The organism is Streptomyces sp. 71268 (assembly GCF_029392895.1).
In the GTDB taxonomy this organism is placed as follows: Bacteria; Actinomycetota; Actinomycetes; order Streptomycetales; family Streptomycetaceae; genus Streptomyces.
In genome coordinates, this window is record NZ_CP114200.1 from 4575214 (window position 1) to 4597227 (window position 22014).

22 protein-coding genes are annotated in these 22014 nt (G+C 72.5%); 19 read left to right on the forward strand and 3 right to left on the reverse strand.

All coding sequences use genetic code 11. From position 1 onward, the window contains the following. The first annotated feature begins 5 nt into the window (after positions 1-5). The 6 genes from tgmA (at position 6) to OYE22_RS17800 (ending at position 4973) form a co-directional block, all read left to right on the forward strand. A complete protein-coding gene (gene tgmA / locus OYE22_RS17775; protein ID WP_277321327.1) occupies positions 6-269 on the forward strand; it encodes a putative ATP-grasp-modified RiPP in 264 nt (87 codons plus the stop codon). Continuing rightward, a complete protein-coding gene (gene tgmB / locus OYE22_RS17780) occupies positions 269-1246 on the forward strand; it encodes an ATP-grasp ribosomal peptide maturase (RefSeq protein ID WP_277321328.1) in 978 nt (325 codons plus the stop codon). The genes tgmA and tgmB overlap by 1 nt, the downstream gene beginning before the upstream one ends. Then, positions 1233-2444, forward strand: coding sequence for an ATP-grasp peptide maturase system methyltransferase (gene tgmC, locus OYE22_RS17785; RefSeq protein WP_277321329.1), 1212 nt, complete (start codon positions 1233-1235; stop codon positions 2442-2444). The genes tgmB and tgmC overlap by 14 nt, the downstream gene beginning before the upstream one ends. Before the next feature lie 174 nt (positions 2445-2618). Then, a complete protein-coding gene (locus tag OYE22_RS17790; protein ID WP_277321330.1) occupies positions 2619-3188 on the forward strand; it encodes a DinB family protein in 570 nt (189 codons plus the stop codon). Positions 3189-3409: 221 nt separating this feature from the next. Continuing rightward, complete coding sequence (locus OYE22_RS17795) at positions 3410-3928, forward strand: carboxymuconolactone decarboxylase family protein (RefSeq protein WP_277321331.1); 519 nt, start codon at positions 3410-3412, stop codon at positions 3926-3928. Between the two features lie 124 nt (positions 3929-4052). Then, a complete protein-coding gene (locus OYE22_RS17800; protein ID WP_277321332.1) occupies positions 4053-4973 on the forward strand; it encodes an RNA polymerase sigma-70 factor in 921 nt (306 codons plus the stop codon). A 16-nt stretch (positions 4974-4989) separates the two neighbouring features. Here the strand turns inward: OYE22_RS17800 and OYE22_RS17805 are convergent, their stop codons facing one another. Then, on the reverse strand, positions 4990-5922 hold the full coding sequence (locus tag OYE22_RS17805; protein WP_277321333.1) for an SDR family oxidoreductase: 933 nt from the start codon (positions 5920-5922) through the stop codon (positions 4990-4992). A 94-nt stretch (positions 5923-6016) separates the two neighbouring features. Between OYE22_RS17805 and OYE22_RS17810 the strand changes: the two genes are divergently transcribed. After that, positions 6017-6583 (forward strand): TetR/AcrR family transcriptional regulator, encoded by a 567-nt coding sequence (locus tag OYE22_RS17810; protein ID WP_277321334.1) that lies wholly within the window; start codon positions 6017-6019, stop codon positions 6581-6583. A 451-nt stretch (positions 6584-7034) separates the two neighbouring features. Here OYE22_RS17810 and OYE22_RS17815 read toward each other — a convergent pair whose 3' ends face one another. Continuing rightward, a complete protein-coding gene (locus OYE22_RS17815; RefSeq protein WP_277321335.1) occupies positions 7035-7364 on the reverse strand; it encodes a helix-turn-helix domain-containing protein in 330 nt (109 codons plus the stop codon). 203 nt (positions 7365-7567) lie between these two features. Here OYE22_RS17815 and OYE22_RS17820 point away from each other — a divergent pair, with 203 nt between their 5' ends. After that, complete coding sequence (locus tag OYE22_RS17820) at positions 7568-8521, forward strand: NAD(P)-binding domain-containing protein (protein ID WP_277321336.1); 954 nt, start codon at positions 7568-7570, stop codon at positions 8519-8521. Positions 8522-8679: 158 nt separating this feature from the next. Here the strand turns inward: OYE22_RS17820 and OYE22_RS17825 are convergent, their stop codons facing one another. Next, entirely contained in the window at positions 8680-9411 is a 732-nt protein-coding gene (locus OYE22_RS17825; protein WP_277321337.1) for a GNAT family N-acetyltransferase, read from the reverse strand. Between the two features lie 925 nt (positions 9412-10336). On the opposite strand from OYE22_RS17825, the gene OYE22_RS17830 reads away from it, so the two are divergent. The 11 genes from OYE22_RS17830 to OYE22_RS17880 all read left to right on the forward strand — a co-directional run bounded on the left by OYE22_RS17830 (position 10337) and on the right by OYE22_RS17880 (position 22000). Next, positions 10337-11176: a helix-turn-helix transcriptional regulator gene (locus tag OYE22_RS17830; protein ID WP_277321338.1), complete on the forward strand. Its 840-nt coding sequence runs from the start codon at positions 10337-10339 to the stop codon at positions 11174-11176. Between the two features lie 527 nt (positions 11177-11703). After that, positions 11704-12603 (forward strand): recombinase family protein, encoded by a 900-nt coding sequence (locus tag OYE22_RS17835; protein WP_277321339.1) that lies wholly within the window; start codon positions 11704-11706, stop codon positions 12601-12603. 595 nt (positions 12604-13198) lie between these two features. Continuing rightward, complete coding sequence (locus tag OYE22_RS17840; protein WP_277321340.1) at positions 13199-13579, forward strand: MaoC/PaaZ C-terminal domain-containing protein; 381 nt, start codon at positions 13199-13201, stop codon at positions 13577-13579. A gap of 174 nt (positions 13580-13753) precedes the next feature. Then, the gene (locus OYE22_RS17845; protein WP_277321341.1) at positions 13754-14281 is read left to right on the forward strand and encodes a beta-hydroxyacyl-ACP dehydratase; all 528 of its coding nucleotides are present in this window, start codon (positions 13754-13756) and stop codon (positions 14279-14281) included. A gap of 533 nt (positions 14282-14814) precedes the next feature. Further along, positions 14815-15075, forward strand: coding sequence for an acyl carrier protein (locus OYE22_RS17850; RefSeq protein ID WP_176162550.1), 261 nt, complete (start codon positions 14815-14817; stop codon positions 15073-15075). Positions 15076-15080: 5 nt separating this feature from the next. Further along, positions 15081-16292: a beta-ketoacyl-[acyl-carrier-protein] synthase family protein gene (locus tag OYE22_RS17855; RefSeq protein WP_176162549.1), complete on the forward strand. Its 1212-nt coding sequence runs from the start codon at positions 15081-15083 to the stop codon at positions 16290-16292. Next, positions 16289-17461 (forward strand): beta-ketoacyl synthase N-terminal-like domain-containing protein, encoded by a 1173-nt coding sequence (locus tag OYE22_RS17860; RefSeq protein WP_277321342.1) that lies wholly within the window; start codon positions 16289-16291, stop codon positions 17459-17461. Before OYE22_RS17855 ends, OYE22_RS17860 begins: the two co-directional genes overlap by 4 nt. Beyond that, on the forward strand, positions 17445-18662 hold the full coding sequence (locus OYE22_RS17865) for a beta-ketoacyl synthase N-terminal-like domain-containing protein (RefSeq protein WP_277321343.1): 1218 nt from the start codon (positions 17445-17447) through the stop codon (positions 18660-18662). The genes OYE22_RS17860 and OYE22_RS17865 overlap by 17 nt, the downstream gene beginning before the upstream one ends. Beyond that, the gene (locus OYE22_RS17870) at positions 18655-19569 is read left to right on the forward strand and encodes a beta-ketoacyl synthase N-terminal-like domain-containing protein (RefSeq protein WP_277321344.1); all 915 of its coding nucleotides are present in this window, start codon (positions 18655-18657) and stop codon (positions 19567-19569) included. Before OYE22_RS17865 ends, OYE22_RS17870 begins: the two co-directional genes overlap by 8 nt. Continuing rightward, positions 19566-21362 carry an alpha/beta fold hydrolase gene (locus OYE22_RS17875; RefSeq protein ID WP_277321345.1) on the forward strand — a complete coding sequence of 599 codons (1797 nt, stop codon included), beginning with the start codon at positions 19566-19568 and terminating at the stop codon, positions 21360-21362. Before OYE22_RS17870 ends, OYE22_RS17875 begins: the two co-directional genes overlap by 4 nt. After that, positions 21359-22000, forward strand: a complete 642-nt coding sequence (locus tag OYE22_RS17880; RefSeq protein WP_277321346.1) for a DsbA family protein — start codon at positions 21359-21361, stop codon at positions 21998-22000. Before OYE22_RS17875 ends, OYE22_RS17880 begins: the two co-directional genes overlap by 4 nt. The last annotated feature ends 14 nt before the right edge of the window (positions 22001-22014 follow it).

Sequence of the window (22014 nt, forward strand, 5' to 3'; positions counted from 1 at the left end):
TTCCCGTGCCAACACCTGGTCCTGTCGAGCCCGCCGGCTGCCGTCCCTGGGGGGTGCGGCGGATGAGTCCCTACCCGTCGACGGTGGTGATGCCGTTCGCCTCGGTGCGGATCGACGCGCGGACACAACTCGGCGTGTTCCGCGACGAGCGCGGGCAGATCGTCGAGATGGGAAAGCACGGGACGAGCAAGGGCACCGAGACACCCACGGCCACGAACCTCGACTCACAGCCTGACCAGGGGCATGACCAAGACAGCGCGCAGGACTGATGGTTACGGCGGGGCCCGGGCCCGTCCTGGTGGCCACCGAGGCGGCCGATGTCACGGCGGACATGGTGATCGATCGGCTCAACCAGCGTGGCGTGCCCGTGGTCAGGTTCGATCCCGCCGACATGGCCGGCGGAGAGCTGACCATCACGGCCCTCTTCGGCTCCTCCGACGCTCCGATGGCAGGGTGGCTTCGTACGCCTTCGCGTCGGGTGCCCCTGGAGGACGCCCGGTCGGTGTACTGGCGCCGTCCCGTCTGGCCCGCCTATGAGCATCTGGACGAGGCTGACGCTCAGTTCGCGGCGGCGCAGACACGCTTTGGGCTTGGTGGCGTCCTGCATGCGCTGGAAGGGTGTCTGTGGCTGAACCACCCGCTGCGGAACCTCGCCGCGGACTACAAGCCACATCAACTCGCCGTGGCCCGACGGATGGGTCTGACCATCGCGCCCACTGTGGTGACCAACGATCCGGACACGGCACGACAGTTCATCACGGCGCATGGCCAGGTGGTCTACAAGACGTTGCGATGGACCCCCTACGAGCGCGGCGGCACGGCCATGACGAGCTGGGCCGAGCTGGTCAGCGCCGACGAGGTGGATGAGTCGATCCGCGTGACGCCACACCTCTTCCAAGCCCGTGTGGACAAAGAGGCGGATGTGCGGGTGCTCGTGGTCGGCCGGAGGGTCTTCGCCGTACGGATCGACTCCGACCTGCTGGATTGGCGCAAGGACTACTCCGCGTTGTCCTATCGGGTCATCGATCTCCCCGCAGCCCTGTCGAAATGCCTGCTGGCCTACCTTGAGTACTTCGGTCTCCCCTCGGGGAGCTTCGACATGGCTCTCGGGCGTGACGGCGCGTTCCACTGGCTGGAACTGAACCCCAATGGTCAATGGGGGTTCCTGGAGGAGGCCACCGGCTTGGACATGGCTGGCGCCTTCGCGGACCTCCTGGCCCAAGGAGGGCGCGATGTCCCGGTTTGACACGGCGGGTGAACGTCGGGCGCTGGCCGCGCGGTTGGCACGAGCCGGTGTCCTGTCGAGCCCGGAGCTCCGCGCGGCGGTGGAGGCCGTGCCGCGCGAGGTGTTCCTGCGTCCGGGGGTGTTCCTGCCCGAGGACGGCGGCCGCTGGCGTCCCGTGCTCGCCGCGAGGACGGCGCCCGAGGAGTGGGCCGCCATCGCGTACAGCGACCGGTCGCTGGCCACCCAACTCGACGGTCACCTGACCGCCGACCAGGTGGGTGGATGGGTGAGAGGGACCCCCACCTCGTCCTCCACCGTGCCCGCGACCGTCGTGAGCATGATCGAACGCATGGGGCTCGCGGAGGGGCACACGGTGCTGGAGATCGGCACCGGCACCGGCTACTCAACGGCTCTGATGTGTCACCGCCTGGGGGAGGACAACGTCACCACCATCGAGGTCGACCCGCGGGTGGCGACCCGTGCGGACGACGCGCTCGAAGCGGCCGGCTACTCCACCTGGACCGTCATCGGAGACGGGCTGGTCGGTCACCCTCGTCGAGCGCCGTACGACCGTGTCGTCGCCACCTGCGCGGTACGCCGTGTCCCGTACACGTGGGTGCGCCAAACCAGGGTGGGTGGTCGCATCCTGGCCACGATCGGCTCCTGGGCGTACGGCACCGGCCTGGCCGAGGTCACCGTGCACGGCGACGGCACCGCACAGGGCCGGATAGTGGGCCGCTCCTCGTTCATGCAAGCCCGCTCCCAGGCCACTCCGACTGACCTGGGGGACTTGGAGGCGCGTGCCGCGTACGCCGACACCGAACGCGCCACGAGGGTGTCACCCAACCTGCTGGAGGAGTGGATGCCGGCGTTCCTCGCTCAGCTCACCGCCCCCGGCAGCCAGTTCGTCCACGGGGCCGACGGCACGGGCGCGCCGGTGTTGTACCTGTTCGACAGCGAGCGGGAGTCCTTCGCCTCGTTCAGGGAAGGGCCCACCGGGTGGGTGGTCAGACAGGGCGGCCCGGTGGCGTTGTGGGACCGTGTCGAGTCCACCTTGATCGCGTGGCGCGCCGTCGGCAGTCCGGACGTGGACTGCGTCCGGCTCCACATCACCGACCGCTCGCACACGTACTGGATAGGCGGCGGGATCGGTGGCAGCCCGGTGGAGCCGCTGGGCGGCGCGGTCGATCCGTTGCGTTGGGAAGATCGGGTCGCCTGAGAGCCGCGATCGTCGGCCGCGATGCGGGCGTCGATCGGGCCACGGACGCGCGGCGCGTGCGGGGCGTCAGGAGGAGTGAGGGGAGCGGTAGGCGCGTCGTACGGGTGGGCTAGGCGCTGATCCTGGGCGCGACGGGCGAAACTCGCTGGCGGGGGCGTGCACACGCGGTCGAACATGGCGGGCATGAGTGAGCGACCCGAGCGGTGGAGTCAGGCGTCCGTCTATCCCGACATGTGGGCGGACCCGGATGACGATCCGCGCAACAACGACGGCGTCAGCCCGGACGGGGAGCTGGCGACGCTGGCGGACTTCCTGTCGGGTTACCGGCTGACCCTGCGGATGAAGTGCGAGGGCCTGGACGCGGAGCAGCTGGCCCGGCGGTCGGTTCCGCCGTCCACGATGTCGTTGCTCGGCCTGGTGCGGCACCTCGCCGAGGACGAGCGGGACTGGCGGAACTGGATCAGCGAGGGCGAGCCGCTGCCGAAGCTGTACGGCAGGCGGGACGCGGACTTCGACGAGGCGGTCGCCGACCAGGCCCAGGTCGACGCCGCGTTCGCGGACCTGGAGCGCGAGCAGGCCGCGACCGACGCGGCGCTGGCCCGCCACCCGGATCTCGGCGAGCGGCTGGGCAAGGACGGGATCGCCGTACGGGAGCTGTTGGTGCACCGGATCGAGGAGTACGCCCGGCACTGCGGGCACGCGGACCTGTTGCGCGAGTGCGTCGACGGGCGGGTCGGCCAGTAGGCCCGCGCGCCCGCCGGGGCGCCCGGCGCGTCCGCGCCAGCGATCGGCGTCCGGCCGCCCCAGGCGGCGCCCCGTACCCGCCGGGCGGCCCTGCCTTAGCCGGGCGGCCCCGCCTTCGCCGAGCGGCCCGAGTCCGGCCCGTACCCGCCGCCATGTCACAGGGCGCGGGGCTGTCTCGTCCCAGGGTGTGTAAGCCACCGACGAGTACGGAGGAGCACACCATGGACGCGCGACTGAACTACCTGGCCGCCCCGAGCGCCGGCAAGGCGATCAAGCACTTCATGGCGGCGGGGAAGGCGCTCAAGGAGTCGTCCCTGCCGGCGGTGACGCAGGAGCTGGTGGCGTTGCGGGTGAGCCAGATCAACGGCTGTGCGGCCTGCATCGACATGCACGTCAAGGAGGCCGCCGCGGCCGGTGAGACGCAGGTGCGGCTGCACCTGGTGGCGGCGTGGCGGGAGGCCACGGTCTTCACCGAGGCCGAGCGCGCGGCGCTGGAGTTGGCGGAGCAGGGGACCCGGGTGGCGGACGCGGGCACCGGCGTCAGCGACGAGGTGTGGGCGCGGGCCGCCAAGCACTACGACGACGACCAGCTCACCGCCCTCGTGATGCTGGTGGCCTTCATGAACACCACGAACCGGCTGAACATCATCGCCCAGCAGCCGGCCGGCGCCTACGAGGTCGGCCTCGCCGACCGCATCAAGGCCGACCTCGCCCGGGGCGAGACGCCCAGCGCGCCGTAGGCCCGTACGACTCGACCAGCCCGTACGGGAGGCCGCCGAGGCCCGTGCGCCGTACGGTCGCCAGGACATACCCGCCCGTGTCGCGCGCCACGGGCGGGCCGGAACAGGTGAAGGGGAAGACGCGGTGGACAAGGTCGAGGAGTTCGAGGAGCTGCGACCGCTGCTCTTCTCGATCGCCTACCGGATCCTGGGCAGCGTGAGCGAGGCCGAGGACGTCGTGCAGGAGGCGTGGCTGCGCTTCGACGGCTCGCCGACCGTGCCCACGTCGGCCAAGGCTTTCCTCTCCACCACGGTGACCCGGATCGCGATCGACGTGCTGCGCTCGGCGCGGGTGCGACGGGAGGAGTACGTGGGGCCGTGGTTCCCCGAGCCGCTGCTGAACGACCCGTACCAGGACCCGGAGCGCTCGGCCGAGTTGTCGGACTCGGTGTCGATGGCGGCGTTGCTGTTGCTGGAGCGGCTGAGTCCGTTGGAGCGGTCGGTGTTCGTGTTGCGGGAGGTGTTCGCCTTCGGGTTCGCCGACATCGCCGCGGCGGTGGGGCGCTCGGAGTCGGCGTGCCGGCAACTGCTCGTACGGGCGCGGCGGCACATGGCGGCCGGGCGGCCACGGTTCGCCGCGGACCGGCGGGAGCGGCAGGAGTTGGCCACCCGGTTCTTCGACGCCCTGCGCGGGGGTGACGTCGCCGGGCTGCGGGACCTGCTCGCCGCCGACGTGCAGATGGTCGGCGACGGCGGCGGCAAGGCCCCGCAGCTCGCCCGGGCGGTGGCCGGCGCCGACAACGTGGCCCGGCTGTTGGGCTCGGTCATGCCGCTGCTGGCCCGGGTCGAGGTGACGTTCGAGCCGCGCGAACTCAACGGCCAGCCCGGCGCCATCTTCCGCGACCGGGACGGCAGGGTCCTCAACACCCTCGCGCTCGACGTACGCGACGGGCAGGTGCAGGCCATCCGCTCGGTCATCAACCCGGACAAGCTCGGCCACCTGGGGCCGCTCGCGGACGTCTGGGCCATCGACGGCCAGGTCAGGCGGGCGCGGCGGGGCAGGTGACCGGCCGGGGAGCCGGTCAGGCGGCGTCGGCGGGGGCGCGGAAGTAATGGCCCTGGTCGAGCTGTTCGAGCAGGCCGGGGTGGGTCGGCTGCCAGCCGAGGAGGTCGCGGGTCAGGGCGCTGGAGGCGGGGGTGTCCAGGCCGAGGAAGGGGCTCATCCAGGAGAAGTGCTCGGCCGCGGCGGCGGAGGCCACCGGGGCCACCGAGGCCACCGGCAGGTCGAGGTGGCGGCCGATCGTCTCGGCGATAGCGCGGATCGGGACGCCCTCCTCGGCGACGCCGTGCAGCACCGCACCGGCCGGGGCCCGCTCGACCGCGAGGTGGAACAGGCGCGCCACGTCGACGCGGTGCGCGGCGGGCCAGCGCTGGGAGCCGTCGCCGAGGTAGCCGGAGACGCCCGTGGCGCGGGCGGTGGCGATCAGGGCGGCCAGCAGGCCGGGGTCGCCGTCGCCGTGGCAGGTGGTGGCGAGCCGGAGCACGCTCGCCCGCACGCCTCGGTCGGCGAGTTCGAGCGCGGCGCGGGCGGTGGCCGACCGGTGGGCGAGCGGTGAGTCGCCGCTGGCGAGCGGGGTGTTCTCGGTCAGTACCAGCCCGGGCGTGAGGCCGGCCAGGCCGCTGGCGAGGACGAAGGGCCGGTCGGAGTGGGCGAGCGCGTCGCCGAAGGCGTCGACGGCGCGGCGGTCGGCGTCGACGGCGGCCTGGTAGTCACCGGCGAAGGCGGTGTCGTGCTTGAACGCGAGGTGGATCACGCCGTCCGCCGCGTCCGCCGTCTCCCGCAACACGTCGAGGTCGTCCAGGGTGCCGCGGACGACGTCGACACCGGCCGCGCCGAGCGCGGCGGCCGAGGCGTCGGAGCGGGCGAGCCCGACGACCTGGTGCCCCACGGCGAGGAGTTCGGGGACGAGGGCGGAGCCGATCCAACCGGACGCGCCGGTCACGAAGATGCGCATGCGAAGAACCCCAGACGTTGAGTGGCGACTGATGTCAGTCAGTGTCATCAACGTACACCTGATGTCAGAGACTGTCGTCACGTAGGATCGGCGCATGGGACGATGGGAGCCGGACGCGGGTGGCCGCCTGGCGCGGGCGGCGTTGGAGCTGTACGCCGAGCGAGGCTACGAACAGACCACGGTCGCGGAGATCGCGCAGCGGGCCGGCGTCACCGAGCGGACCTTCTTCCGGCACTACGCGGACAAGCGCGAGGTGCTGTTCGGCGCGTCGGACGAGATGTACGAGGTGCTGTCGAGCGCGGTCGGCGCGGCGCCGCCGGCGGCGACGCCGCTGCGGGCGCTGACGGCCGGGCTCGTGGCGCTGGCCGGGTTGTGTGCCGAGCGGCACGAGCACGCCCGGCAGCGGCAGGCCGTCATCGCGGCCAACGCCAGCCTCCGCGAACGCGAGTTGATCAAGCTGGCGGCGATGGCGACAGGGCTGGCCGACGCCCTGCGCCGGCGCGGCGTCGCCGACCCGACCGCGACCCTGGCCGCCGAGGCGGGGATCGCCGCCTTCAGGGTCGGCTTCGAACTGTGGCTCTCGGGACCCGCGGAGGTCGATCCGGCGCGGGTGGTGCGGGAGGCGCTGGACGAGTTGGGGGGCGTGTTCGCGGGCGGTTAGACCTCGCGACGAGTCGCCACCACCGGGCGGTCGGGCCCGCCGTCGGCCCGCCCGCCAGCCACCGACGCCTACGCCCAGCGCCGGCCGGCTCGCGGCTTCCCGTGGTCGCGCCCTCGGGCCCGTACGGTCGGTCCCGGACGGTGCGTACACCCGATCTGGGGCTCGTACGCCTGGCCCGCGTGGCGAATGCGGATCGGTTCGCAGGGCGAATGTGGTCCGTCCGTGGAGCGCATCGCGGTCCGGTCTTTCGGGGGCGTACGACCGGGCTCGGGGAGGCGTGAGGCCCGGCCGGGGCGACGGTTATGGGCTGGCCCGCGCGACGGAATTCCGGCCCCCCCGGACGAGGCGAACGCGTCCGATCCGAGGGAGGGAAAGCCCGGCCCACGGGGAGGGAATTGCCGGGCCCGGCGGGTGGGAAATGCCCGGCCCGGGGGTCGGGAAATGCCCGGGCTTACGGGAGGGCTTGCAGGCGCTCCATGTGGTCCTCGCCCCACTGGCCGAGTGGGGTGAGGGCCGTGAGGAGGGTGTGGCCGAAGTCGGTCAGCGAGTACTCCACCTTGGGCGGGACCTGCTGGTGGACCTCGCGGTGCACCAGGCCGCTGGCCTCCAGTTCGCGCAGGTGCAGGATGAGCATGCGCTCGCTGATCCCCTCCACCGTGCGGCGCAACTCCCCGAACCGTAGCGGCCCTTCGCCGAGCCAGAACAGGATCAGGCCCTTCCATTTGCCGCCCATGACGTCGATCGCGGCGTCGAGACCGCAGGTGTAACCGCGCTTCTTCATCGGCCCTTCCCCTCACACAAATGTGGGTACCAGACAGAATTGTAGGTACTTGCCGAAGTGGTGGTGGGCCGCGCAGCATGGAACAGCCCTCACGCCGCGCCCTCGCGAATCTCACGTACTGGCGCGCTAATTCTCCGTGTGGGCACCGGTGTTGAGCCCCTATGTCGGCTCCCGGTAATTCGGCGTCTGGCAGGAGCAACGCAATGACCGAGCAGGACCGTACGCCCGAGCAGGACCGTACGCCCGAGCAGGACCGTACGCCCGAGCAGGACCGTACCCCCGTGACCGTCGTCGGCCTCGGCTCGATGGGTAGTGCGCTCGCGGAGGCGTTCCTCGCGGCCGGGCACCCGACCACCGTCTGGAACCGCACCCCGGACAGGGCCACGCCCCTCGTGGCCAAGGGCGCCGAGCACGCCCCCACGGTGGGCGCCGCGATCGCCGCGAGCCCGCTGGTCATCACCTGCCTGACCACGTACGAGAGCACCATCGAGGCCCTGGAACCGGCCGCCGGGGCGCTCCGGGGGCGGGCCCTGACCACGCTCAACAGCGGTTCGCCGGCGGGTGCGCGGCAGATGGCGGAGTGGGCGCGCGGGCACGGGGCGCGCTACCTGGGGGGCGCGGTCAAGAACGTGCCGTCCGCCGTGGGCGCCCCGGACACGCTGCTGTACTACGGCGGAGACGGCGACGTCTTCGAGGAGTTCGCGCCGACGCTGCGGGTGCTGGGCGGCGACACCGTCTACCTCGGCGCCGACCCGGACCTGGCGGCGCTGTACGAGATGGCGGTGGGCGGCACCCTGCTGCCCGCGCTCGTCGGCTTCTTCCAGGGCGCGGCGGCGCTCCAGGCCCGTGGCCTGCCGGTCGCCTCGATGGTGCGGTTCAGCACCAAGTGGTTCGAGATGATCAACTCGATCCTCCCGGTCTTCGCCGACGAGATCGACCGTGGCGAGTACGGCGAGCCCGCGTCCTCGGTGAACCTGTTCCTGGCCGGGGCGGCGCACGACGCGGAACTCGGCGCTGAGGCCAACCTCGACGTGACCTGGCACGAGCCCTTCCACGACCTGCTCAGGCGGGCGGTCGAGGCCGGCCACGGCGACCACAGCATCTCCGCCCTGACGGAGGTGCTGAAGCTGCCGGAGCCGGGGCGGAGCGGGAAGTAGGTCGCGGGCGCGGGCGCGCGAACGGGTGACCGCGTGACCGGGTGACCGCGCGACCGGTGCGGGTGCGGTGCCTCGGGGGCGGGCGCCCGTCGGGCACCGGCGCGCGGGGCGGCCCCGTCGCGAGGACCGGGCCGCCGTGTGGTGTGGCGTGGCCCGCGTCAGCGGCCCAGCCGGCGGCTCCACGCCTCGCGCTCGGGCTCCCGCGCCGCGTCCGGGAGCGGGGCGGCCGGCAGCAGGGCGCCCGTGCGCGTCCAGCCCCAGGAGGCGAACGCGTGCTGTGCGGGCGGGTTGGTCGCGTCCAACGTCGCCGTCGCCAGCGGGCCCGTCGCACGGGCCAGGAGCTGATCGAGGAGGCGGGTGGCGATCCCCTGGCGGCGGTGCGCCGGCAGCACGCACAGCTCGGCGAGGCTGAACACCGGGCGCGAGTAGGTGAGTTCGTCGATCTCGGGCGGGATGCCCGCCTGGAACCCGGGGTGCCACACGCGGGTGCGGTCGGCCTGGAAGCCGTAGGCGAAGCCGACCAGTGTGGGTGTGCTGGCGATGATCATCTCGAACTCGGGCTGGCCCACGTGCTCGGAGAAGCGGTCGAGGAAGGCCCGCCGACCGTGCCGCTCCACGCCGGCCCGCGCCCGCTCGGCCGCCTCGCGGCTCCACGCGCCGCCGGGCCGACCGGTTTCGGCCAGGCCGCCGCCGGTGGGTCCTGGGCCCGGACCCCCGGCGTCGGGGCGGCTCGCGCCGGCCCTTGGCGCCCCGGCCGGCGTCGCCTGGGCGACCGCGCCGGCGCCGGCGACCGGCCCGGGCGGTGGGGCCGCGCCCGGCGGCTCGCGGTACGCCGTGACGTACAGGTCAGCGATGGCCTCCCGCTGCTGCTCGGCCTGCCATCTGGTCAATCGTCGTAGGAACACCTCGGCCACGCATTCCTCCCCGCCCTGCCCACCCGTGTCGTACCTCTGAGGCCCCGCCGCGTTCCGCCGCCCCGCCCCTCGGGCGCGTGCCCCTCCCTCGGGCCGGGGCACTCATCCGCCCTGCGCACCCCCCGGAGAGGGCCGCTGGGGCCGGCTTCGGGAGTCGCCTCCGCCGAACCGTGGGGCGCGCGGCGAACGCGCCGTGTGATGGCCCATATCGTGGCAGCGCCAGGGCGTTGGCGAAACACCCGGAGCGAGGTGGGCCCGTACGCGCGCCCGGGCGCGTGCGCGCGGGGTCGTCGGTGGGCGGCGCGCGACCGGGCGCGGGAGCCGGCGGACGGTGCGGGTCGGCGGCGTGCGGACGGTGCGGGCCGGCGGGCAGCCGGGCGGACGGGCCGGCGGTGACGAACGAGAGGCCGGAGACCGGGGGCCGGGGCCCGGCCGGCTCGTCGGGTGCGTGGGTGTGGGCGAATCGCGGGCGCTTCGGTAACCGGAAGGCGGGTGCGGGGCGGGAGTTCGCGCGCGGTGGCGAGAGGCGCGCGGGTAATGCGGAATCCGCGTGAGCAATCGGTTACGGGGCGTTGTTCGAGGCCGGTCAGCGATGGACGGTCATGCGTACCCCGGTCGACTGGGGAGTCGCTGGCAGCCGGATGGATATTTCAGACGGCTATTGTTGAATCTCGTAATGGATGGTTTTTGTTGACGTCGCAAGTTGTAGCCGTGTAGGTTTAGTGACCTATTGTGCGGTTACCACGGGGGCGGTCGCACGATTTCATCAACGTGCGGGCGGCGTCCGGTGGTTGGCTTACCGGTCGGTATCGGCTGCCGTGAAATCGCGAATTGACCATTAATTTACCCCGAGGTCTACCTCACGTCGAGAGTTCGCGCTCGACACAATGAGGATTCACGGTTGTTCAACGGGGTGAAAATGTCGACTTCGAGGTCGATCGCTGCGGTTCCCGATCCACCGGGCCGGCCGCCGTCGCCGGAAACGCCGCCGGCGCGGTCGCAGGTGGCCGACGATGTCGACGACGCGCTCGACCAGGTGCGCGCGCTCATCGAGACGGTGGTGACCCGGCACCAGGTCAGGACGCTCGACCAGTCGCTCCTGGTGACCACCGAGGACACCGAGACCGCGGTGCGGGCGCTCGATCGCCTGGTGGCCGGCGCCGAGCACACCGTGTCCGTCCTCGTGCCGTCCAACTCCACCGCCGTCAAGGTGTTGACCGGGGTGCTGGAGAGGCTGGCGGGGCGCTGGGCCGGCGCGGTGCGGGTGCGGCTCATCTGCTCGCCGGAGGTCGCCGTCGCGCACCGGCTCGGGGAGATCGAGCGTGTCGACGACGCGGCCGAGACGGTCCAGGTGCGGCTCGCGGGGGAGTCGCAGCGCGGGCTCGTCATCATCGACAACCGGGTCGCGCTGGTGCGCTCCGACCCCGAGGCGGGCGACAACCAGGCGTCGCTGGTGCGCGCTCCCGTCGTGGTGAAGGCGCTGCACGACATGTTTATGGGCACCTGGCGGCGCGCTATCCCGCTCACCGAATACGAGCAGATAAGCGAGTATCTGCGCGGCGGCTCCGGGGCCCAGATCCTGCGCTTTCTCTACGAGGGATACACCGACGAGGCCGCCGCCCGGGAATTGTCGGTTTCCGTACGCACCTACCGGCGCCGGGTCGCCGAAATCATGCGCGCGCTCGGCGCCACCTCGCGCTTTCAGGCAGGCGTGTACACCCTGCGGATGGGGCTGTTGTAGCGGGCCGCGCGAAGAGCGGACCGGAGGGCTGTCGCGCACCGCGCGGCAGCCCTCCGGGGCATTCTGTACCAGTGATGTGGAGCATGCTGTACCGGTTATACGGTGCACCGTGTACCGGTATTCCGGAGCATCCTGCGCCGTTTTTGTGGGGCGGCTTGTACCGCATCTCCGGGCCGGAGACAACAACTTGCCACCGCGAATTGCGGCCTGCCGAAATCGTCTTTCGCCGCTGGCATCTTGTGGACTCCGCGTTGTGTCACGCCGCGCGCCCGACCTAGCGTGAGGGCGTCGCGGGACAGACGCCGATCTGGCCTCTCCGGAAGGCCGGTCCATCCCGCCGCGGGCCCTGGTCAGGCCCATCGCGCTCGTACCGCCCACCACCCGGCGCCGTGCCGCAACGACGCGGCCCACGGGAGCGGGAGGGGCACCGCGCGCCACGAGTCACCGTTCGAACGCCACTGTCCGAGCGGCGCGCGTCCGCCGCGCTCCGCACGATCACACGACGTACATGACTACGGGGGAGTTTCATGCATTTGTCGTCGCCGGTCCATGACCGAATATCGTCCCAGCGGGCCCAGCGGGCCGTCGCCGGTTCCGCTGGGACCCACGCCACCGACGCGCCCGGACGGGGCGGCAAGCCGCGCATCTGGGGGCGCCCGCCGTACGGCTACCGCGCCGTCGCCGGCCCGGAGGGGACCGGGCTGCGCCTGGTGCCCGACGAGCGCACCGCGCCGATCGTCCGGCGCATCTTCGACGAGTACCTGGACGACCGTGGCCTGCAGATCATCGCCGAGGGCCTGACCGCCGACGAGGTGCCGAGCCCCGGCTCGCACGGCCCGCGTACCGGCGAGGGCGCCGCGGCCTGGTCCAAGAGCGCGGTCCGCGCGATCCTGGTCAACCCGCGCTACGCCGGCCACGCGGCCGCCGGCAGCGGCGGCAAGGGCACGGCCCTGTGTACGCCGGTGCTGGCCACCGACGTCTTCGAGCGGGTGCGGGCGCGCTTCGAGGCCCGCCGTGCCCGGCCCGAGCGGGACGCGGCGGCCGCGGCGGCCCGCGAGTACGCGCTGCGCGGCATGGTCCGCTGCGCGCGCTGCAACCGGCTGATGCAGGGCACCTGGAACAACGCGGAGCCCTACTACCGCTGCCGCTTCCCGGCCGAGTACGCGACGGCCAACCAGATCGAGCACCCGCGCAACGTCTACCTGCGCGAGCAGAGCGTGCTCGGCCCGCTCACCTCCTGGCTGCGCTCGGTGGCGGCGCCCCAGTGGCGCGTGCCGCCGCTGCGCACCGCCGACGGCCGGGCCCGGCTCGACGCGTTCCGCGCGATGGAACTGCGCATGGTCTACGACGACTCCACGCGGCTGCTGCGCGTCAAGGCGACGGCGGGCCCCGACGGCACCGTGCTGCGCGGCACGCTCGCCCTCTAGCCCCCACCGCCGCCTCCGGGCCCCCCGCCCTCCCCGTCCTTCCGCCCTTCCAGGCCCTTCCGTCCTCCTGTCATCGCGTCCTCGTGCGCCGGCGCGCCGCGTATACCCGTACGTCGGTGCCCGGTGGGGGAATTCGGCTTTTCCAAACACCCATGAGCGGTACGGACCTCGGTTCGGCGTCGCGTAGCGTTTGTGGTGGGGCGCCGAACGGAAAAGCGGGGGCTGACCGTACGGCGGGTCTCTCGGCGCGAGTTCTCCGGAGGCGGCGCGGGGCCCGAGGCAGGCCCGGGGGAAGCCGGTGGGGGCCGGTGGGAAATGTGGCGCGGACACGGCCTCGGGCGCCGGGAAGACGGTCGCCCGCACCGATGTGCCGCCCCGTGGCCGGGGGCGCGAACGAGAACACGAACGACAACGCGAAACGACGCGAACGACAACGCGAACAAGCGCGAACGCGGAACGCGAACGACGACGCGAACGCGACTGGCGAATGCCGACGTTGACGCGGAAGCGAAACGCGAACGCGAACGCGAAAGGGCCGACGTCGATCGGCCGTCCGATGTCCATGACCTGATCGTGCGGAAGCTGGCGAACTGAAATGAGCGCGGTAGACCTGTTGCCCGGCGCCGAGGTGGTCAGCCTCGACGCCGGCACCATCCACACCCGAACCACCGTTGACCCGTCGGCGCCCGTGTTCGCCGGCCACTACCCGCACTTCCCGCTGCTGCCGGGGGTGTTCACGCTGGACGCGGTCGACCACGCGGTGCGGCTGCACGCCGAGCGCACCGACGGGGCGCGCACGGAGCTGGTTGAGGTGCGCTCGGTGCGCTTCGCGGCTCCCGTCTTCCCCGGTGACGTGCTGACCGTGGAGTGCACCGTCAAGCGCGGCGACGACGGCGAGCGCGACGTGCGGGTGCGCTGCCGCACCGACCGCGACAAGGCGTCCACGCTGCGGCTGCGCTACCGCGACGCCGCCTGACGTACGGACCGACGCCGGGCCCGTACCGCCTGAGGTACGGACCGATGCCGGGCCCGTACCGCCTGACGCGCGGGCCGACGCCCCGCCCGTACCGCCTGATCGACGGCGCGCAGCGCCGCACCGCCCACGCACCTGGCCGCGCGCCGGGACGAGATTCGACGGAGTGTGGTTCGAGTGACCGCCACCGAGTCCGGGCCCATCGGCCCGCACCGACTGAAGACCCTGATCCCGCACCGCTTCCCGATCCTGCTGGTGGACCGGGTGGACGAGGTGACCCCCGGCGAGCGGATCGTGACCCGCAAGGCCGTCTCGGTCAACGAGCCCTGGTACCAGGAGCTGCCCGACGAGACGCCCGACGCCGGCTACGCCTACCCGGTGGCGCTGCTCATCGAGTCCTGGTGCCAGAGCGCGGCGCTGCTCGCCGCCTGGGACCAGGACCCCGAGGCGACCGACGGCCAGGTCGCGCTGTTCGGCGGGATGAGCGGCATCGAGGTCGTCGGGCGGGTACTGCCCGGTGACGTGCTGCGGCACGAGGTGCGCATCAGCCGCGCCTTCGCCGGTACCTGGTTCTTCGAGGGCGCGACCACCACAGACGACGGGCGCGAGGTGCTGCGCGTGGAGTCCGTGATGACCGCCATGCGCCCCAGCTCGGTGCTGGCCCCGCCGCAGGAGCAGCCGGTCGCCGCCACGGCCGACGCGTAACCCGCGGACCGAAGGCGGCCCCGCCCGGAGCCGCCCCCGATGGACCAACTCCCGCACTACCCCGATCACCCAACTCCCACCCCAATCCCAACCCCAGCGCCGGTCCGGCCGGAGGCCGCCGTCACGACGGCGAGCACCGGCCGGGCCGGCGCCGGTGTGTTCGGGAAGCCGGTCGGGGCGCGCTCCCGTACGTGCGGGGGATCCCGTCGGGGAGCCCGTACGCCTCATCCGCCACAAAGCGAGGCAATGCCGGGGCCGACGAAATGCGGCGGCGGCCCCGGAGATGTCACTGAACCGCAACAGATATCGCGGTTCTGTTATTCGCGAGTAACGACTTATTCATTGTCGATCGGCCTTTGTGGCGTGGCACACAACGGGCCCCAAGTGGGTCTTGGAAAAAGCGCTGTTGGGCTATCTGTGAACACCCATCGATGGTGGCTCAGGCGCCTTCACGCTGCCTAATATCGAAGTGTCGGAACGCGAGAGATCGACGTTCTGAATTCCCCTCAGAAGCCCGAGAAAGGTGTTCATAAATGTCGACCGCCACCAAGCAGGAGCAGCTCGACGAGATCCGCGAGATCGTCGCGGAGGTGCTGGAGCTTGAGCCCGAGGAGATCTCGGAGACCAGCCACTTCATCGAGGAGCACGAGGCCGACTCGCTGCGCGCGATCGAGATCCTCGCCCGCCTGGAGAAGAAGTACAAGGTGGAGATCCCGCAGTCGGAGCTGCCCAAGATGATCAACCTCACCGAGGTCTACAACGTGCTCGCCGAGCACGCTGGTTGGCAGGGCTGAGCCTCATGTCACTCCGACGGGTAGTCATCACCGGCCTGGGGCCCGTGTCGAGCATCGGGATCGGGGCGTCCGCGTACAGCGAGGGGCTGCGCGAAGGCGTCAACGGCGTCTCGCCGATCGCCTGCTTCGACCCCACCGGCTTCCCCTACATCATGGCCGGCGAAGTCCACGCCTTCCGGCCAGAGGACATGGTCCGGCGGCTGTCTGTCGACGAGTGGGGCCGTACCAGCCTCTTCGCGGCGTCCGCGGCCCGCCTCGCGGTCGCGGACGCCGGGATCGACGAAGACGAACTGGCCGCCTCTCGCGCCGGATCGAGCATGGGCACCACCGGCGGGGAGTCGCAGGTGCTGGAGAAGCTCACCGAGGACTCGCTGACCGCCGGCATGGGCGGCCTGGACGCGGGTCTGATCCGCCAGGTCTCCAGCGCCCGGCTGTCCCAGGCGGTCAACCGCGAACTGCGCCTGACCGGCGACGCCGTGACCCTGTCCACCGCCTGTTCGGCCAGCAACTACGCGCTCGGTTACGCGTACGACCTGATCCGCACCGGCGAGGCGGACTACATGATCGCCGGTGGCGCGGACTCGGTCGGCCGCTGGTCGCACGCCGGGTTCTACCGGCTCGGCGCGCTCACCGAGAAGGCGTGCTCGCCCTTCGACGCCAACCGCTCCGGCATCATCACCGGCGAGGGCGGCGCGGCGATGTTCCTGGAGTCGCTGGAGTCGGCCCAGGCGCGCGGCGCGCACATCCACGCCGAGGTGCTCGGCTACGGGCTCAACTGCGACGCCAACCACATGGTCGCCCCGAACCGGGACAGCATCGCCGAGTGCATGCGCATCGCGCACGCCAACGCGGGCGTCAAGGCCGAAGAGGTCGACTACATCTGCGCCCACGGCACCGGCACGCCGGCCAACGACTTCGTCGAGGCCAGCGCCGTCGTGGACGTCTTCGGGGAGAACCCGCCGCCGATCAGCTCCACCAAGTCGATGCTCGGCCACACCATGGGCGCGGCCTCCGGGCTCGGGGCGATCGCGTCGGTGCTCGGCATCGCGGGCTCGTTCCTGCCGCCCACCATCAACTTCAACACCCCGGACCCGGACATGCCCAAGATCGACCCCGTGCCGAACAAGGCACGCGCCGCGGACGTGCGGATCGCGCAGGTCAACGGCTTCGCGTTCGGTGGAAACAACGCCATCGTGATGCTGGGGAGGCCCGAGTGAGCACAGCGACCGCACCCACCACGGCGCCCGCCGAGCCCGGGACCCGGTCCACCGCGCTGGCCATCACCGGCTTCGGCGTGCTCTCCGGCGCCGGCATCGGCCCCGAGGCGCTGGCCGCCGCGCTCGCCGCGCCGGCCGCCCCGGTGGACGTCAGCGAGATGTTCGAGGAGGAGCTGCCGCGTAACGACGCGCACGCGCTGGTGGACTTCAAGGTCCGCGACCACCTCGGCCGCAAGGGCACCTCGTTCTTCGACCGCTCCACCTCGCTGGGCATGGTCGCCTGCAAGGAGGCGCTGGCCGACAGCGACCTGGAGATCGACGACGACAACCGGGCCCGCATCGGCATCACGCTCGGCACCACCGCCGGCAGCGCCAAGTCGACCAGCGACTACAGCAAGGACACCTTCGTCCAGGACCGGCCCTACCTGGTCAACCCGCTGCTGTTCCCGAACGCGGTGATGAACTGCGCGGCCGGCCAGTCGGGCATCAAGTTCGGCCTGCAGGGCCCCAACGCCACCATCGCCGGTGGCCCGATGGCCATGCTGAACGTGCTGCGCTACACCCGCAACCTCATCAACTGCGGTTACGCCGACGCGCTGTTGGCCGGCGCGGTCGAGGAGTTCAGCCCGCAGGAGTCGTGGGCCGTGCACTACGCGCAGTCCGTCTACGGCGGCGACGCGGCACCCGGTGAGGGCGCGGCCGTCTTCGTGGTCGAGAACGCGGAGTCCGTACGGGCCGCCGGGCGCACCCCGGACGCCGAGGTGCTCTCCGTCGAGGTCGGGGTCTTCGACCCGCCGGGCCCCGACGGCGAGTTCAGCCGCGGCCTCGGCCTGTGCATCAGCCGCGCCCTGGAGCGCGCCGGCGTCACCGCGGCCGACATCACCACGGTGGCCACCGCCGCCAACGGGATGACGCTGCTCGACGACGCCGAGGAGCGCGCCATCGGCGCGATTCTCGGCGAGGGCGCCCAGCGGCTGCGGGTCAAGGAGGCCACCGGCGAGGCGTTCAGCGCCTCCGGCGCCTTCCAGCTCGCCGCGCTGCTCGCCCGGCACCGGGCGGAGCCCGCGCGGGACGGCGAACTGTCGCTGATCACCACGCGGTCCGCCGAGGGCGCGGCCGGGGCGGCCGTCGTCAGGGGGTGGAGTCGTGCCGGTGGCGATCACGGGTAGCTCCATGGTGAGCTGCCACGGCGATCTCGACGCCACGTTCGACGCGCTGCTCGCCGGCCGCAGCGGGGCCTCCCTGCTGCGCGCCGGTGACCCGGCCAAGCTGAACGTCACCCACGCGTACGGCATCGACGACGCCACCGAGCGCGCCTACCGTGACGCGGTCGCCGAGGCCGTCGGCGCGAGCGGCGTCGCGGGGGGCGCCGCCGTCACCGTGGGCGCCCCGTACGGCGTCGGTGAGGACGTGCGGCTCTCCGGGCGCTGGCTGGCCCAGGCCGTCGCCGGGGCGCTCGCCGAGGCGGGCGTGGACCCGGACACCAGTCGGGTCGCGGTCATCGTCGGTACCGGGCTGCGCGAGTTGCGCGCCGTGGAGCAGTGGCACGGCGACGACGCCGCGCTGCGGCTGGCCCAGACGCACTTCAACGAGGCCGTGCGGTCGGTCGCCCCCGGCGTGACCGAGGTGCACACGCTCGCCAACGCGTGCGCCGCCTCCGGCTACGCCCTCGCGCTCGCCGCCGACCTGCTCGAACTCGGCGAGGCCGACGCGGTCGTGGCCGCCGGCTGCGACACCCTCACCGAGTCGATGCTCACCATGATCGGCCGGGTGGGCACCACCACGGCCGAGACCGTACGCCCCTTCGACACCGACCGGGACGGCGTGCTGCTCGGCGAGGGCGCCGCCGCCGTCGTCCTCGAACTGCCCTCGGACAAGCGGGCGTTCGGTCTCGTGCGGGGCGTGGGCATCGGCTGCGACGCGTTCCACGAGACGGCGCCCGACCCGGGCGGCGTCCTCGCCACGATGCGCGAGGCCCACAGCCGCGCCGGCATCTCACCCGGCGACGTGGACCTGGTCGTGGCGCACGGCACCTCGACCGCGCTGAACGACCCGACCGAGGCCACCGCGCTCACCGAACTCTTCGCCGACGTCGCGCCGGCCGACGCGCCCGCCGTCACCGCCATCAAGGGCGCCATCGGACACACCTCGGGCGGCGCGGCCCTGATGAGCGTGCTCGTCGCCTGCCAGGCCATGCGGCAGGGCACCGTGCCGCCCGTCACCGGGCTGCGCACCGCGATCCCGGAGGCCGAGAAGCTGGCCCTGGTGATCGGGGAGCCGCTGGCCGCCCGGCCACGGATCGCGCAGATCAACGCGTTCGGCTTCGGCGGCGTCAACGCCGTAACGATCGTGGAGGCCGTCGATGCCTGAGACCCGGAACACGATGCGTAGCCAGGCCCGCGCGGCCGACCAGCCGCTGTCCGTCGCCGGCTGGGCCGTGCACGTGCCAGGGCTGACCGAGGCCGAACTGCCCGGCTCGCCGGCCGAGCCGGCCTGCGCGCCCGAGGACGCCAAGGACGTGCTGGGCCGCAAGGGCCTGCTCGGCAAGGAGCCGTCCACGCGGCTCGCGCTGTGCGCCACGCACCGCGCGCTCGGGCTGCCCCCGGGCAAGCTGGCCGAACCGCTGCCGTACGCGCCGGGCACCGCCGTCGTCGTCGCCTCCAACCTCGGCAACGTCGAGACGGTGAGCACGGTCCTGGACGACATGCGCTCGCGCGGCGGCTCCGTCGTCAGCCCGCTGGACGCCCCCAACGCGTCCAGCAACGTCATCGCGTCCTCGATCGCCATCAGGTACGGCTTCAACGGACCCAACCTGGCCGTGTGCTCCGGCGCGACGGCCGGCCTGGACGCCGTGCGGCTGGCCCGGCTGCTGCTGCTCGCCGGGCGCGCCGAGCGCGCCGTCGTCGTCGGCGTCGAGCCCGCCGACCCGGTGGCCCGCGCGCTGGCCGCGCTGCGCCCCGGCGACCCGGGCGAACTGGTCGCCGGCGCGGGCTGCGTGCTGCTCGGCCGGCCCGGCGCCTGGCCCACCGACACCGGGATCACCGTCGGCCCGGTCACCCGCCACACCAGCGACCCGGGCCCGGCCGGCGGCCAGCCGGTCGTGGGCGAGCTGTACGGCGCGGCGGGCGTGGTCCACCTGGCCGCGGCGGCCGCGAGGCTCGCCGGCGACTCCGACACCGGCGCCACCACCGTGCGCTGCGGTGACGCGGACGACGCCTGGCTGACCGTGGACGTGACCCGTGCCGGGGCCCGGCGGGAAGCGGGGGCCGCGGCATGACCGTGGTGGACGGCTGGACGCTGGTCGCGACCGAGGGACCCGTGCAGGTGTGGCGGGGCCCCGGGAGCGGTCCGCCGATCGTCGCCGCGCACGGCATGGAGGACGGCTGGAAGAGCTGGCGCACCGTGCTCGGCGCGCTGCCCGGGTACACCCCGTACTCGCTGCACCTGCCCTGGTGCGGCGGTACCGACTACGCGTGGACCGCCGAGGGCGGCCCGGCCGACTGGCTGCGGCGCGCCCTGGCGCTGCTGCCCGAGCGCCCGCGCGCGCTGCTCGGCCACTCCTTCGGCGCCAACGCCATCCTGGCCCACCTCGCCGACCTGCCCCAACAGGCCGGCGATGGTGACCCGCGGGCCGAGCTGGACGCCGTGGTGCTGGTCGCGCCGTTCTACCGGCCGGCCGGCTTCCCGCTCAGCGACCAGTTGCGGACGCGCTCGGTGGCCGCGCTGCGCCGGGTGCTGGTGGAGGGGCTACGGGTCTCGCTCGGCCCGCGCGCCGCCCGGATGGACCGCGAGGTGCTGGCCCTGATGGAGGGCAAGCTCCTGGAGCGGGCCGTGCCCAGCGCGTTCCCCGTCTTCTACGAGGCGTTCGAGGAGTCCGGCCACCTCGACCTGTCCCGCGTCACGGTGCCCACGCTGATTTACGTCGGGCCCGGCGACGAGGGGCTGACGCCGATGCGCGCGCGGGCCCTGGCCGACGCCGTGCCCGCCGCGACGCTGCGCAGCCGACCCGGCTACGGCCACTTCTGCCACATCGACCGGGCCGAGGAGATGACCGCGGAGGTCGCCGACTTCCTCCGCGACCCCCGGTCCGCCGCCGACTCATCCGAAGGAGGAACAACCGTGACTGAACTGCTCGACGGGCAGCCGACCAGCTACGTCGGCCAGCCCCGCTACGAGGGCGCCAACATCCGCACCTGGATCGGGTTCAAGCACTTCATGTACCTGGTCGAGGAGGGGGTGCTGCAGTACTTCCGCGACCGCGGCGTGGGCGCCCGCGACATCTACCACCGCTACGGCCTCGGCCTGGAGATCGTCGACTCCTCCGTGCAGCTTCCGGTGGCCCTGGAGGCCGAGGAGCAGGTGTACGCCACCGTCGTCTCCGGCAAGCCGAAGCCGGGCCAGGGCGCGCCGTTCAACGTGTCGCTCACGGTCGAGCGCGAGGGCGAGACCGTCACCGTCCTCAAGGGCAAGGTCCAGGTCGCCCTGGTCGCCGTCAAGGACGGCTCGGGCTCCGAGCCGGTGCCGGCCATCCTGGAGCCGTACGTGGTGCCGGACGTGGCCGCGCTGACCAACTCGGCCAAGGCCACGCTGGAGATCCCCGCCGGGAGCACCGTCGCCGACGTGCTGGCCCCCGAGGGCTCCGGCGCCTACCTGTGGGACTGGCGCGCGCCGTACTACTACTGCCACTTCTCCGACCGGCTCCAGCACTCCGCGTACATCCGCACGATGGAGGAGGTCGTGGACCGCTTCCTGGCCGACCGCGGGCTGGCCGTCGGCAAGCTGCTCGACGAGCGCGGCTGGATTCCGGTGGTCTCCCGGGCCCGGGTGCAGATGCTCTCGGACATCTACATGGAGGAGACGGTGCACACCGTCTTCAAGGTCGAGGACATCCTCAAGGACACCATGTACACCGCGCGCATGGACTGCTACGTGCGCCGGGGCGACACCCTGGAGCGCGCCGCCACCGGCACGATCATGCACGGGTACGCCATCAGCCGGGGCGAGCAGGCCGGCACGGTCGCCGTGCTGGACGAGGCCACCCAGGCGACGCTGCTCGGGGGTGCCGCGTGAGGAAGCCGCCGCGCCTGTACTTCTCGCTGCGCTCGCCGTTCAGCTGGATGGCGGTGCGCCAGTTGGAGGAGCGCGTCCCGAACGCCCAGGACCTCATCGAGTACATCCCGTTCTTCGAGCCCGACGCGATCAGCAGCAAGGCGCTTGAGGAGCAGGGCGGCGAGTTCCACTACGTGGCCATGAGCAAGGCCAAGCACCTGTACATCCTCAACGACACCAAGCGCCTGTCGCAGAAGTACGGCTACCCGATGAAGTGGCCGATCGACAAGGGCGACGAGTGGTGGGAGCTGCCGCACCTGGCCTGGATCAAGGCCAAGGAGCTGGGCGTGCACCGCGAGTACTACACCGCCGCGATGGCCGCCCGCTGGGAGCGGGGCGAGGACATCTGCGACCGCGACACGCTGCGCCGGGTGTGCGTCGAGGCCGGGCTGGACGCCGAGGCCCTGGTGAACGCGCCCGAGGAGGCGCACATCCGCGAGGCCGGCGTGCAGGCCCTGATGCGCGTGTACGAGGACGACGTCTTCGGCGTCCCGTACTTCAAGGTCGGCCGGCACCGCTTCTGGGGCCTGGACCGGCTGGACGACTTCGTGACCACGCTGGAAGAGGCGCTGGCCACCGCCGCGAGCAAGGCCGCGTGAAGGAGAGCTGAACG

Bases quoted from the DNA above. Each gene is read 5' to 3' on its own strand.
- tgmC (WP_277321329.1), top strand. From the start codon at position 1,233: ATGTCCCGGTTTGACACGGCGGGTGAACGTCGGGCGCTGGCCGCGCGG.
- OYE22_RS17820 (WP_277321336.1), top strand. From the start codon at position 7,568: ATGACCGAGCAGGACCGTACGCCCGAGCAGGACCGTACGCCCGAGCAG.
- OYE22_RS17870 (WP_277321344.1), top strand. From the start codon at position 18,655: ATGCCTGAGACCCGGAACACGATGCGTAGCCAGGCCCGCGCGGCCGAC.
- OYE22_RS17855 (WP_176162549.1), top strand. From the start codon at position 15,081: ATGTCACTCCGACGGGTAGTCATCACCGGCCTGGGGCCCGTGTCGAGC.
- tgmB (WP_277321328.1), top strand. From the start codon at position 269: ATGGTTACGGCGGGGCCCGGGCCCGTCCTGGTGGCCACCGAGGCGGCC.
- OYE22_RS17790 (WP_277321330.1), top strand. From the start codon at position 2,619: ATGGCGGGCATGAGTGAGCGACCCGAGCGGTGGAGTCAGGCGTCCGTC.
- OYE22_RS17835 (WP_277321339.1), top strand. From the start codon at position 11,704: ATGCATTTGTCGTCGCCGGTCCATGACCGAATATCGTCCCAGCGGGCC.
- OYE22_RS17850 (WP_176162550.1), top strand. From the start codon at position 14,815: ATGTCGACCGCCACCAAGCAGGAGCAGCTCGACGAGATCCGCGAGATC.
- OYE22_RS17810 (WP_277321334.1), top strand. From the start codon at position 6,017: ATGGGACGATGGGAGCCGGACGCGGGTGGCCGCCTGGCGCGGGCGGCG.
- OYE22_RS17875 (WP_277321345.1), top strand. From the start codon at position 19,566: ATGACCGTGGTGGACGGCTGGACGCTGGTCGCGACCGAGGGACCCGTG.
- OYE22_RS17815 (WP_277321335.1), bottom strand. From the start codon at position 7,364: ATGAAGAAGCGCGGTTACACCTGCGGTCTCGACGCCGCGATCGACGTC.
- OYE22_RS17795 (WP_277321331.1), top strand. From the start codon at position 3,410: ATGGACGCGCGACTGAACTACCTGGCCGCCCCGAGCGCCGGCAAGGCG.
- OYE22_RS17840 (WP_277321340.1), top strand. From the start codon at position 13,199: ATGAGCGCGGTAGACCTGTTGCCCGGCGCCGAGGTGGTCAGCCTCGAC.
- OYE22_RS17805 (WP_277321333.1), bottom strand. From the start codon at position 5,922: ATGCGCATCTTCGTGACCGGCGCGTCCGGTTGGATCGGCTCCGCCCTC.